Origin of the sequence: Aestuariivivens sp. NBU2969, from assembly GCF_019931125.1 — a bacterium.
In the GTDB taxonomy this organism is placed as follows: Bacteria; Bacteroidota; Bacteroidia; order Flavobacteriales; family Flavobacteriaceae; genus Aestuariivivens; species Aestuariivivens marinum.
The window spans coordinates 266,908-280,735 of the sequence record NZ_JAIOUU010000002.1 but is presented as its reverse complement, the minus strand read 5'-3'; the positions used below and the strand labels follow the sequence as shown (position 1 = coordinate 280,735).

The following is a 13,828-nucleotide window of genomic DNA, read 5'->3' as shown; positions in this document are numbered from 1 at the left end:
ATGAAGATGAATTACATATCGATTTTAACTTTTTTTTCAAAATTAAAATTGAGCTTAAAATTTATTTTTGAAAATTTGTAGTCTTGAAGATTAATGAACAAGTGTTTCATATCATTTCTGTTATTGTGCTTATGTCAATAGAAAAAACATGATATATGATAATATAAAGTGTATTGGGCCTTCCTTAACAGGAAGGCTTTTTTTATTGCTTTAAGTTATTGCCTTAAAGCAATAATCCTGAATTCATTTTAGGATTTATATATAGAACTATTTAAAGAATTATTCTTCAAGTAATAGCTTATGGGTTTGAGTGCATATTTTTTGATTTTTTGAACGTCATAAAAAACACAATTTAAATTATTGATATATAGCTTTTTATCTAAAATTTTAGTGTTGTGGGTTTAACCTAGTTTTATAAAGAAAACAATGTATAAGTGATCAATAATTTAATTTCGACAAGTATTTTAAAATATTGAAGATTTTTTACAAAAAAACTTAAAACGCAAAGAATAATAAATCATAATAAGACAGAACCTGAAATTATCTGTAATAAAAATGAAGGAACTTAATAAATATAGCAAAAGACTAACACAGGATGAATCGCAGCCTGCATCACAGGCCATGTTATACGCCGTAGGATTGACTGATGAGGATATGCATAAACCCCAAGTGGGGATTGCCAGTACGGGTTATGATGGTAACCCGTGTAATATGCATTTAAACGGTTTGGCAGGTGAAATAAAGATTGAGTGTAACATAGCGGGCATGGTTGGTTTAGGGTTTAATACCATTGGTGTTAGTGATGGTATATCTATGGGAACTTCTGGTATGAACTATTCCTTGGCTTCTCGAGATATTATTGCAGATTCTATAGAAACGGTAATGAATGCTCAAAGCTACGATGCGTTGATATCGGTTGTTGGATGTGACAAAAATATGCCTGGAGCGATTATCGCCATGTTGCGTTTAAATAGACCGTCTATAATGATGTACGGTGGTACCATAGCTTCTGGGAATTATAAAGGTAGAAAATTAAATGTCGTTTCGGCTTTCGAAGCGTTAGGACAAAAAGTAGCAGGAGAAATAGATGAAGAAGAATACCGTGAAATTATAAAAAGGGCCATTCCTGGTGCTGGAGCTTGTGGTGGTATGTATACGGCTAATACTATGGCTTCGGCAATCGAATGTATGGGCTTAGCCTTACCCTATAATTCATCTATTCCAGCTGAAAATCCAAACAAGCTTTCTGAAGCAGAAAGAACAGCAAGGGCTATTAAAAACCTACTGGAATTGGATTTAAAACCGTTGGATATTATTTCTAAAAAATCCATTGAAAATGCTATTACATTGGTTAATGCCTTGGGTGGTTCTACGAATGCGGTATTGCACTTTTTGGCCATTGCTCATGCAGCCGATATTGAATTTACATTGGAGGATTTTCAACGTGTTAGTGACAGAACCCCATTAATAGCCGATTTAAAACCATCTGGTAAATATTTAATGGAAGATGTTCATGGCGTAGGAGGAACACCAGCAGTAATGAAATATTTATTGGATAAAGGCTATTTATATGGTGATTGTTTAACTGTAACGGGCAAAACATTGGCTGAGAACTTAAAGGATGTGGCACCACTTGAATTTGAAAATGATCAGGATGTCATTTACCCAACGGACAAAGCTTTAAAATCGTCTGGTAATCTTCAGATCCTTTATGGAAACCTAGCTACCGAAGGTGCTGTTGCAAAAATTTCAGGAAAAGAAGGTTTGGTGTTTGAAGGTAAGGCTGTGGTTTTCGATGGCGAACAGGCAGCCAATACAGGAATATCTAATGGAGAAGTTGAGAAAGGTGATGTGGTTGTTATCCGATACGTTGGTCCCAAAGGTGGGCCAGGTATGCCAGAAATGTTAAAACCTACGTCGTTAATTATGGGTGCAGGATTAGGAAAGTCGGTAGCTTTGATTACTGATGGCCGATTTTCTGGTGGAACACATGGTTTTGTGGTCGGCCATATTACTCCCGAAGCACAAACAGGAGGAGCTATCGCGTTGATTAAAACAGGAGACCGTATTCGCATTAGTGCTGAAGACAATTCCATAAACGTCCTTTTGTCCGATGAAGTATTGGTTGAAAGAAAGGCACAATGGCAAGCTCCAGAATTGAAACATAAAAAAGGAATATTATATAAATATGCAAAATCGGTAGCTTCGGCCTCAAAAGGTTGTGTTACTGATGCATTTTAATTCCTGCGAAAGCAAGGAATCTTTCAAAATAGTTAAGCTTATGAAAGAAACACAAACTTTAGAAACAAAGAAAAATTCAGAACGTTCAACCGAACGTATCTGTGGAAGCGAGGCCGTTATAAAATGTTTAATAGCCGAAGGTGTTGATGTGCTTTATGGTTATCCTGGAGGGGCTATTATGCCGGTATACGATGAGTTATTCAAATATCAAGACCAGATTCATCACGTACTTACCCGACATGAACAAGGGGCTGCCCATGCCGCACAGGGATATGCTAGAATATCTGGTCGAGTAGGTGTAGCAATGGCTACGTCTGGTCCTGGGGCAACCAATTTAATTACGGGCATTGCCGACGCACAAATAGACTCTACGCCATTGGTGTGTATTACGGGGCAGGTACCATCCCATTTATTAGGTAGTGATGCTTTTCAGGAAACAGATATTGTTGGTATTTCTACGCCGGTTACGAAATGGAATCACCAAGTAACCAAGGCAGAAGATATTCCTGAAGTTATAGCCAAGGCGTTTTATATTGCGAAAAGTGGACGCCCTGGGCCCGTATTAATTGATATTACAAAGAATGCCCAGTTTGGAGAACTGGATTTTAAATATGAAAAATGCACGGGTGTTAGAAGTTATATTCCAGTGCCAAAAACAGCTCCCGAATCTTTGCAAGCGGCAGCCGATTTAATTAATAGAGCCAAGAAACCAATGGTTGTTTGGGGGCAAGGCATTATTTTGGGAGAAGCCGAAGCCGAACTAAAAGCCGTTATTGAAAAAGCGGGTATACCAGCAGCTTGGACCATTATGGGAGCTTCGGCAATACCAACATCTCACCCGCTAAATGTAGGTATGGTTGGGATGCATGGCAATTATGCACCAAATGTTTTAACCAACGAATGTGATGTATTGATAGCTATAGGTATGCGTTTTGATGATCGTGTTACGGGCGATTTAAATACTTATGCAAAACAAGCTAAGATAATTCATTTTGAAATCGATCCTGCTGAGGTCGATAAAAATGTAAAAACTGATGTGGCTGTTCTAGGAGATGCCAAAGCTAGTTTGCAAGCTTTATTGCCTTTACTAAATGAAAATTCGCATACAGATTGGCTACAAGAGTTTAAAAAGCTTTACGACATCGAGTTTGAAAAAGTAATAAAGCATGATATTACGCCTACCAAAGAAGGTTTGACCATGGGTGAGGTACTCAAGGAAATTAATAAACAAAGTGGTGGTAATGCAGCTATTGTTTCCGATGTGGGACAGCACCAAATGATTGCTTGTCGCTATTCTGAATTTAATAAAACAAAAAGTAACATTACCTCAGGAGGTTTGGGCACTATGGGATTTGCACTACCAGCAGCTATGGGTGCTAAAATGGCTGAGCCGGAACGCGATGTGGTTGCTATTATTGGTGACGGTGGCTTCCAAATGAATATTCAAGAGTTAGGAACCATTTTTCAAACGCAAATACCAGTAAAAATTGTGGTTTTGAACAATGAATTTTTAGGTATGGTACGTCAGTGGCAACAATTGTTTTTCGATAAACGTTATGCCTCGACCGAAATGACCAATCCAGATTTTATAACTATAGCTAAAGGATATCATTTAGAAACAAAACGCGTAACAATAAGAGAAGAATTGGCTGGAGCTGTAGAAGAAATGATGGCCTCAGAAGGAGCATACTTTTTAGAGGTTTGCGTAGAAAAAGAAGATAACGTATTCCCTATGATTCCTTCAGGAGCATCGGTTTCAGATATTCGATTAAGCTAAATTTTGAAAACATGAACGAAGCAATAAAAACATTTACGATATCGATTTATACCGAAAACAACATCGGTTTACTAAATCGTATTTCAGCAATTTTTCAGCGTAGACATATCAATATCGAAAGTTTAACCACGTCTCAGTCAGAGATCGAAGGGGTTAATCGTTTTGTAATCGTGGTGAATATTACCGAATCTCAGGCTAAGAAAATCATTGGTCAGATACAAAAGCAAGTTGAGGCCATTAGAGCCTATTATCATACCGATGAAGAGACCATTTTTACAGAGTCTTGTATGTTTAAGATAAAGTCCGATTTATTGTTTGAAGAACCACAAATTCAAAATATCATAAAAGACAGTGATACCAGAATAGTTACGGTAAACAAGGAATTTTTTGTATTGGAAAAATCTGGAAGACGTCACGAGATTGAAAATTTACGTAAGGCCTTAAGTGCTTTTGGGATTATGCAGTTTGTGCGCTCGGGTCGAATAGCCGTAACAAAAGAAGAAATGAAAATAACCGAAATGCTTTTAGCATTCAATAATCAATAGTAATTAAAATTAGAAATGGGAAATTATTTTAACACCTTATCATTAAGGGACAAATTAGAGCAGTTATCGAAGTGTAGATTCATGGAAACTTCAGAATTTGGAGATGGTGTAAATGCTCTTAAAGGAAAGAAAATAGTTATAGTAGGTTGTGGGGCTCAAGGCCTTAACCAAGGATTAAATATGAGGGATTCTGGATTGGATATTTCTTATGCTTTACGGGCTGAGGCCATAGCAGAAAAGCGTAAGTCGTTTGTTAATGCCTCAGAAAACGGATTTAACGTAGGAACCTATGAAATGTTAATTCCAACAGCCGATTTAGTATTAAACTTAACACCAGATAAACAGCACACTAGTGTGGTAAACGCGGTTATGCCTTTAATGAAAAAAGGGGCAACATTATCTTATTCTCATGGCTTTAACATTGTTGAAGAGGGAACCCAAATTCGTGAGGATTTAACCGTAATCATGGTGGCACCTAAGTGTCCGGGATCTGAGGTAAGGGAAGAGTATAAAAGAGGATTTGGTGTGCCAACACTAATAGCAGTACACCCTGAGAATGACCCAGAAGGAAAAGGTTGGGCGCAGGCAAAAGCGTATGCAGCTGCAACTGGAGGTGATAGGGCAGGTGTTTTGGAGTCCTCTTTTGTGGCTGAGGTAAAATCAGATTTAATGGGTGAGCAAACTATTCTTTGTGGTTTGTTGCAAACAGGATCTATCCTTTGTTTCAATAAAATGATTGAAAAAGGAATTGAGCCTGGATATGCATCAAAATTAATCCAGTACGGATGGGAAACCATTACCGAAGGTCTTAAATATGGTGGTATCACCAATATGATGGACAGGCTTTCTAATCCAGCTAAAATTAAAGCGTTTGAGTTATCGGAAGAATTAAAAGACATCATGCGTCCGTTGTTCCAAAAGCATATGGATGATATTATGGAAGGTCGTTTCTCTAGCGGCATGATGGAAGATTGGGCTAATGGTGATGAGAAACTATTAACATGGCGAGCAGCAACTGCAGAAACAGCTTTCGAAAAAACGCCTGCAGGTGATGTTGAAATCACAGAACAAGAGTACTACGACAATGGCGTACTAATGGTTGCTATGGTAAGAGCAGGTGTGGAATTGGCTTTTGAGGCTATGACCGATTCTGGAATTATTGATGCTTCAGCTTATTACGAGTCATTACACGAAACACCACTTATAGCCAATACTATTGCAAGAAGGAAATTATACGAAATGAACAGTGTAATATCTGATACGGCGGAGTATGGGTGTTATTTATTTGATCATGCCTGTAAGCCATTATTGTCAGATTTCATGAAAACCATTGACACCGATGTAATAGGAAAGGCTTATGCAAAAGATAACGGTAAGGCAGTTGATAATGCGAAACTTATAGCAGTGAACAAAGCATTACGATCCCATCCTGTTGAAAAAATAGGTGAATTTTTAAGGGCATCGATGACGGCTATGAAGCCTATAGTGTAATATAAAGGCTCGAGAATTCAAAAAAAACAGTTTGTCATGAATCAGGAAAAAATCACATATTTTCCTAATATTAGTGATATAAAGCTAGCTGCTGATACGATTAAAAACGTATCGGCAGTTACGCCTTTAAGCCCTAGCTTTAGGTACTCCAAACAGTTTGATGCTAATATCTATTTTAAACGTGAAGACCTTCAACAAGTACGTTCTTATAAAATAAGAGGGGCGTACAATAAAATTAATTCTCTAAATTCTGAACAGGCAAACCATGGAGTGGTTTGTGCAAGTGCGGGAAACCATGCCCAAGGAGTAGCTTTATCTTGTAAATTATTACAGATACATGGAACCATTTATATGCCAGCACCAACACCTAATCAAAAGGTGGAGCAGGTTAAAATGTTTGGTGAGGATTATATAGATATTAAACTAGTAGGTGATACCTTCGACGATGCCTATTATGCTGCCATGAAAGAATGTGATGAATTGGAAAAAGCATTTATTCATCCTTTTGATGACGAAAAGGTTATTGAGGGACAAGCTACCATAGGATTGGAAATATTAGAGCAATCGAAAGTCGCATTAGATTATGTATTTGTTCCCATAGGAGGAGGTGGTTTGGCCGCAGGTTTATCGACAGTGTTTAAAATCTTATCACCTAATACAAAGATTATTGGGGTTGAACCAGAAGGTGCCCCCGCCATGCAAATCAGTATTAAGAATAACAAAAACACGGAGTTAGAACACATTGAAAAATTTATTGATGGCGCTGCCGTAAAACGTGTGGGTGATTTAACCTTTGATATCTGTAAAGCCCAACTTGATGATATCGTAACCGTTCCAGAAGGTAAAGTATGCCAAACAATTTTAGAACTGTACAATAAAGATGCTATAGTGTTAGAACCTGCGGGCGCTTTAAGCATCTCGGCATTGGATTTTTATACTGCTGATATTAAGGGTAAAAACGTGGTTTGTGTGGTAAGTGGTAGTAACAATGATATTACCCGTACCCCAGAGATTAAGGAACGCGCTTTGTTGTACGCTAATTTAAAGCATTATTTTATTGTGAAGTTTCCCCAACGTGCGGGTGCTCTTAGAGAGTTTGTAGTTGATATTTTGGGGCCAAACGACGACATTACCTATTTTCAGTATGCCAAAAAAACCAATCGTGAAAATGGATCTGCGGTAGTTGGTGTTCAGTTAAAAGCTGCTTCTGATTTGGAACCACTTATTTCCAAGATGAAAAAACACAATTTTTACGGTAATTACTTGAACAACAAACCCGACCTGTTCCAGTTTTTGGTGTAAACAATAAAAAAAGAGGAGCCTTTAGTGCCCCTCTTTTTAACAAACAAACTAATTGAAAAACTAACTTCGAATATTAATACCCAGGATTTTGTGTCATATTAGGATTAGAGTCCATTTCTTCCTGTGGAATTGGCCATAGGTAATCTCTTGGAGCAATAAAACTTCTAATATCAACAATTCTTCTTACATATTGCCAGTCTGCTGTTGTTCCCATTCCATCACCAGGATAGGATTGATCTTTAAGATAAGTATGGTCATAACCTTCAGAGTTAACCATAACGTCCTCTCCTATTTTCCATCTTCTTATATCATTTAACCTTAGACCTTCATATAAAAATTCAACTCTTCTTTCGTTTCTAATAACCTCTCGCATTTCGGACTGACTTAACCCTGGCATAGCAGCAGTTAAAGTTGTCATCCCAATGCGATTCCGTAACTCATCTATAGCAGCATACACAGAAGCATCAGGTCCTGAAGCTTCATTTTTTGCCTCTGCATAGGTTAACAAAACCTCTGCATACCTTAAAAATATTTTATTGTTTCCTTCTCCACTCCATCTATCCATTTGTTTTCCATCATTCATCCATTTTTTGGGTTTAAATCCTGTTCCACCTAGTATCCAATTTTCTTGAAATCTGTTATCAGGAGCTGTTCTTCCCCAAAACTCTACTCTCCAAGGTGCTCCTGGATAATAAATAGAAGCATATAACCTTGGGTCTCTGTTCATATAAGGATTATCAGGATCGTAACCTGAACTTGGATCTGTAATAGGTAATCCATTATCCATATAGTATGCTTCTGCCATACTAAGGGACGGAAGCACCATAGGCCACCATTCCATTATCGGTGTTTGGAAAAAGGAGGCATTAACATTTGGTGTATAAAAGACTTCTAAAATAGCTTCTGAATCTGAAACTGCAGATTCATTTACCTCTAGAAACAAACCTTCATAATCTGAGAATAATGAGTAAACCCCTAAATCCATACATTCTTTTGCTACTGCAGCTGCTTCATTCCAGCGTTCTTCAAACAATAGTACTCTTGCTTTAAATGCAATTGCAGCTCCTTTTGTAATCTTTCCTTTTTCATTGCCAGTATATGAAAGTGGTAAAACAGGTATTGCTTCGTCCAAATCCTTTAAAATTTGGGTTATTACTTCAGCTTTTGGAGTCCTGCTTGGTTGTCCATCTGCCAAATCAGGCTTCCCTAGCAATAATGGAACATCACCATAAAACATAACTAGATCATGATAATACCAAGCTCTTAAAAACTTGGCTTCAGCAAAATATCTAGGAATCTTATCAGATTCTATTGGAGATTCACTTACCAAATCTATAAATGTATTTGCTCTGGCTATTCCTTGATAATTGCGTTTCCATTTCCATCTTACTCGCTTATTATTGGCTGGAACTCCTCCTTTAGCAAAGGCAGTTGTCCCATGCCAGGGCTGTAAATCAACAGAATTGTCAGTCATATTATCAAAAACAAAAGGGTTCAGTTTTTGGTCAGCATCATTGGTCCCACCAAAATCCAATTGGTGATATACGCCATTTAGTAAGATTTCTACTTGTGCTTCATTTTCTAGGAAAGTTGCAGGAGTAATAAAATCCTTAGGTGTTGTATCTAAGTAGTTTTCACTACACGAATGAACCAAAATTCCTAGTATAAATAATTTTATAACTAATTTTTTCATTTTCATAATAGTTTAAAATTTTACGTTAATTCCTAAAGAATAAATTCTTGATTGCGGGTACTGCAAAGAACTTGTTGTAGAACCCGGTTTTTCTGGGTCAAAACCATATCTCATTTTAGTCCAAGTTAAGGCATTTTGTATATTACCATGAATTCTAAAACTGGTTATGCCTAATCCATCTACCAAAGATGAAGGAAGTGAGTAACCTAAAGTGATATTTTTTAGCCTTAAATAGGAAGCATCTTCTAAATAATAATCAGATATAAGATCAAATCTACTATTGTCTGTGATTACACGTTGTATGGTTTCACTTGGGTTTTCCTGAGTCCAACCATTTTTATACCAGGCACCAGTTCCTGCAGCACCACCATGGAAGGGAAATACTGCGAATTGACGATTAAAAGTGTTTAATCCTGTTACCCCTTGGAAGAATAAAGATAAATCCCAATTCTTCCACTTAAAATCAAGATTTGTTGAAAATATCCAATCAGGGAAAGATTGTCCTAAAATAGTTTTATCATCTTCATTAATTAAACCATCATTATTTCTATCTTTTAATCTTATATCTCCTGGTTCAGCTACTAAACCAGCATAAGTATTACCCATACCCGTAGCAGTTAAATGAGCATCTATTTCGGCTTGAGACTGGTAAATACCTTCTGTTTGATAGCCATAAAATGAATTGAACGGATGTCCTTCTTTCCAAATAATATCATTAAAAACAATAGGATCTTGACCAGCTAAATCAGTAATTTTAGTTTTTGTATTAGATGCTGTTAGATTTGCATTGAATTGAACTTCTTTTATCTTTCCAGAATAACTTAATAGCAACTCAATTCCCTTATTCTCCATGGCAGCAACGTTTTGATATGGGAATGTTGATAAACCTAAGGTGCTTGATAATGGTAATTGCATTAGGATATCAGAGTTCTTTTTAACAAAGTAGTCTATTGAACCTGTAATTTTATTCTTTAAAAGACCAAAATCTACTCCAAAGTTAACCTGCTCTGACGTTTCCCAGCTTGTGGCTTGATTAGCAAGAATAGTAATTGCACCTGCAGGAGTTACACTATTGTTAAAATTAGCAAAAAGATTAAGGCTTAATTCATCTGAAGCTGCATAGTAGGAGTTAATGTTCTCATTACCCAACTGACCCCATGAAGCTCTTAATTTCAAGCTGTTAAGGAACTCGTTGTCTTTTAAAAAGTCTTCATTAGACACCTTCCAACCTACCGAAACAGAAGGAAATGTTCCCCATTTATCAAGAAATCTCGAACTCCCATCTCGTCTTAAAGTACCTTCAAGAAGGTACTTGTCACTAATATCAAGATTAACCCTACCAAAATACGATAGCCATTTACCTTCCAGATCACTTCCTCCATTTTTTTGAGTACTAGGATCTCCAATCTCTAAGTTAGGTAAGTTTGCTGAAAAATTGGATCTGCTCATAAACTTACTTGAAAAGTTATATTCTCTAGCCTCAAGACCAGCCATGACATTTAGCTTAAATCCTTCAATTAGCTCTGTATTGTAGTTAACTTGTGAATTAAAAACTTTCGTTAATGATTTTGAGGTATTAATTTCTAAACTAGAGTTACTTGGGGTACTTTCAATAATAGTACCATCTGCTTGTAAGCCGAATGTAGTAACAGATGGCCTCCAAATTTCTAACTCATCTCCTGTTCTATAAAAATTAAGAGACGACTTAACTTCTAAGTTATCCAACAGCTTAAGGCTACCCGCTAAACGAACGGTAATAGGAGAAGAATTTGAATTTCTGCCACCACCAGCATCTAAGACTGCCCAGTTATATCCTGCTCCAGTATAACCTACTCCTTCCAGGTGTCGTCTTGTTAATGGTGATTGTACAAACGTATGGTACATAACCTCACCTATACCTGTTACAAAGTCTTCTGTATTTTGGTCATACCCTGAAAGATTTAAGTCTAAACGCAATCTATTATCTTTTAAAAAATAAGAAGATAAATTGGTTCTAAAAGTTAATCTTTTTGTAGCATTCCCATCAACAATTCCTTCTTGGTCTAGATATCCAACAGATGCTGAATATTGGAAATTATCCTGTCCACCCGAAATATTGATATGATGGTCATTAATTATGGCATCTACAATGATATCGTCAGACCAGGAGTAATTTGTTGGCCATCTTTGTTCGTCAACTTTATTTATGAAATTTTGACGAACTTCTTCCGTGTACCAGGTTGGAAAAATACCTCCGTTTGCATTTGCAACCGCCAAAGCATTTAAGTCATAGTGGTCTAATCCTCTTAATAATTCAGGAAAGTCTGTAACAGATTGAACACCTAAATAACCAGTATATTCAATTTTGTTTTTCCCTTTTTTTCCTCTTTTGGTCGTTATTAATATAACACCATTTGAGGCCCTGTTTCCATAAATGGCAGCCGAAGCAGCATCCTTTAGAACAGATACTGATTCCATGTCTTTTGGGTTTACATCTTTTAAGCTACCTTCCATTCCATCAATAATTACTAAAGGATTATTGTTGCCTAAAGATCCAATACCCCTAATTAAAATAGTAGCTTGATCATTTCCCGGTTGTGCTCCATTTTGTGAAATGAAAGCACCTGCAACCTGACCCTGTAATGCAGAACTAGCTTGAGTAATTGGTCTATCGCTAAGGCCTTCTACCTTAACAGTCTCTACTGCCCCAGTAAGATTTACTTTTCTTTGGGTTCCATACCCCACAACAACAACTTCGTCTAATTCAGATGCTGATTCCTGTAAGGCTACTGTTATATTAGATTCATTGTTTAAAGGAATTTCCTTAGTTGCAAAACCAATATAAGAAACTACTATAATGGCATTTCCAGATGAAACATTTAAGGAAAACTTACCGTCAAAATCAGATTGGGTTCCATTATTGGTTCCTTTCTCAAGTATAGTTGCTCCAGGTAGTGGCACACCATCTTTATCTGTAATTGATCCAGAAATTTCAACTTGTTGTAGTTGGTTTGAAGAAATTGAATTATTCTCAATAAGAATAGCATTATTTGAATTTACAGTTACCTTTAAATCACCTTTTGATAAACTTAAATTTAAAAGCTTGTTGGTTCGAATAACACCCTTTTTTAAAATAACTTTTGGGAAATCTTTAAAGATGCCTTCTTCATAAAAGAATTTATATTCTGTTTGTTGCATAATGAGATCAAAAACCTCATCTACGGTCATTATCGTATCCTTATCAATTTCTATCTTAGAATTTTGGGATACGACATTGTTTGGAGAAAATGCAAAAATAGTTGTACATAAAAGAAAAATTAAAGTTTTCATAACTATTTTTAAGAGTCTTTTTCTAAATAGAAAAAGACCGCTAATTAATTTGGTTTTCATAAATTTGCTAATTATTAGTTAGTTAAATTTTTAATTAATTGATAATAATACTAGGGGATATTGTTAAATACTTTTGCGGGTAAAACTTTATCCTCTTTTCTCTTTAAGTGATTAGTGTTGCATAGGCGATTTATTTATGATTAGTTAGGTTTTTATTTCAATACTATAGTTTTTCCTTTGATTTCATAATCGTTAATGGTGTTGGTTTTCATTATGGCTAAAACTTCTTCGATGTTTTGATCTTTACCTAAAACACCCTTAAACTTCAATGATTCTAAATCTTTATTTAGGAAGATGACATCTACATCATACCATCTGGATAAAACTTTCATGATGTTTTTTAATGGTTTTCCTTTAAAGGTAAAGAGTCCTTTTCGCCATGAGATTTCGGTATTCACATCTATAGGGTAAATGTCAATAGTTTGGTTATTAATGTCGATACTAGATTGTTGATTTGGTGCTAAAATCCGCTTTTTTTCATTGTATGATATGATTACTTCGCCTTCAACAAGTGTAGTATAAATAATAGTTTCGTCTTGGTAGGCTTTAATATTGAATTGGGTTCCCAGTACCTCAATATTTTGGCCTTGATTAATAACATTAAATGTAGAACCATTATGTTCTATGCTAGGGGAAACATCAAAATAAGCTTCACCATATACCAATTCTACTTCACGAGGTAGCCCTTCTGCAAAGGTCACAGGATATTTAAGCAGTGATTCTGAATTAAGCCAAACAGCAGTACCATCTGATAGCACTAAGTGGTATTGCCCCCCCCGTGGAATGTTTAAATAATTATACGCAATTTCTTTTGGTTTTGCGTCTTTATTTTTTTGTGTAGTATATACAATTTGCTCTCCATTGCTACTGGCATTTTGTGTCTGCATTGTTTTTCCTTTTTCTAATATAACAATAGAGCCGTCTTCTAATGTAAGAGTGGCCTTATCACTACCTGGCAATATGGCATTGGTGTTCACAACAGTAGGAATTGTATTGGGGGTGTCTTGGTTAAACCATTTGTTCTTATACAAGTATCCAGTCGTTAATAGCCCAAATATTATAACAGCAGCATATTTAAGTATATTATAACTTTTGGTTTTCCTTTTCTCTTGCTTAATACGCTTGGCAATTATTTTTTTTGCCTGTTCTTTATTGTATGTTTTCAAAACTCTATTGGCATAAGTATTGGTTTTTATATATTCCAAAAATAAAGTCTCATTTTCTGGATTGTTGATCCATAATTCCAATTGAAGGAGTTCTTCTAAATTCGCTTCTTTAGTTAGGAATTTTATAATGAATTGTTCAATGTTTGAATTCATTCTTATATAAATGTTGTACCCTTATAACGAAGCTAAAATGATATACCACCATAAATTGAAAAAAAAAATTAAATTTGTTTTCATAATTATT

Annotated in this window: 8 protein-coding genes; 5 read left to right on the top strand and 3 right to left on the bottom strand. The window is 35.9% G+C overall.

Annotation, left to right across the window (positions count from 1 at the left end; genetic code table 11):
* Positions 1-555 precede the first annotated feature (555 nt).
* From ilvD to ilvA, 5 genes are read left to right on the top strand one after another with little or no spacing between them, the layout of a single operon-like run.
* Complete coding sequence (gene ilvD / locus K7G79_RS02885; protein WP_223548964.1) at positions 556-2,241, top strand: dihydroxy-acid dehydratase; 1,686 nt, start codon at positions 556-558, stop codon at positions 2,239-2,241.
* Positions 2,242-2,281: 40 nt separating this feature from the next.
* Entirely contained in the window at positions 2,282-4,018 is a 1,737-nt protein-coding gene (ilvB, locus tag K7G79_RS02880) for a biosynthetic-type acetolactate synthase large subunit (protein WP_223548962.1), read from the top strand.
* An 11-nt stretch (positions 4,019-4,029) separates the two neighbouring features.
* Complete coding sequence (gene ilvN, locus K7G79_RS02875) at positions 4,030-4,563, top strand: acetolactate synthase small subunit (RefSeq protein ID WP_223548960.1); 534 nt, start codon at positions 4,030-4,032, stop codon at positions 4,561-4,563.
* 15 nt (positions 4,564-4,578) lie between these two features.
* Positions 4,579-6,054, top strand: coding sequence for a ketol-acid reductoisomerase (gene ilvC, locus K7G79_RS02870; protein ID WP_223548958.1), 1,476 nt, complete (start codon positions 4,579-4,581; stop codon positions 6,052-6,054).
* A 36-nt stretch (positions 6,055-6,090) separates the two neighbouring features.
* Positions 6,091-7,356 (top strand): threonine ammonia-lyase IlvA, encoded by a 1,266-nt coding sequence (gene ilvA, locus K7G79_RS02865; RefSeq protein ID WP_223548956.1) that lies wholly within the window; start codon positions 6,091-6,093, stop codon positions 7,354-7,356.
* Between the two features lie 73 nt (positions 7,357-7,429).
* Here the strand turns inward: ilvA and K7G79_RS02860 are convergent, their stop codons facing one another.
* From K7G79_RS02860 to K7G79_RS02850, 3 genes are all read right to left on the bottom strand, one after another.
* Positions 7,430-9,049 carry a RagB/SusD family nutrient uptake outer membrane protein gene (locus K7G79_RS02860; RefSeq protein ID WP_223548955.1) on the bottom strand — a complete coding sequence of 540 codons (1,620 nt, stop codon included), beginning with the start codon at positions 9,047-9,049 and terminating at the stop codon, positions 7,430-7,432.
* A gap of 12 nt (positions 9,050-9,061) precedes the next feature.
* Positions 9,062-12,358, bottom strand: coding sequence for a TonB-dependent receptor (locus tag K7G79_RS02855; protein ID WP_223548953.1), 3,297 nt, complete (start codon positions 12,356-12,358; stop codon positions 9,062-9,064).
* A gap of 212 nt (positions 12,359-12,570) precedes the next feature.
* Complete coding sequence (locus K7G79_RS02850) at positions 12,571-13,737, bottom strand: FecR family protein (protein WP_223548951.1); 1,167 nt, start codon at positions 13,735-13,737, stop codon at positions 12,571-12,573.
* Positions 13,738-13,828 lie beyond the last annotated feature (91 nt).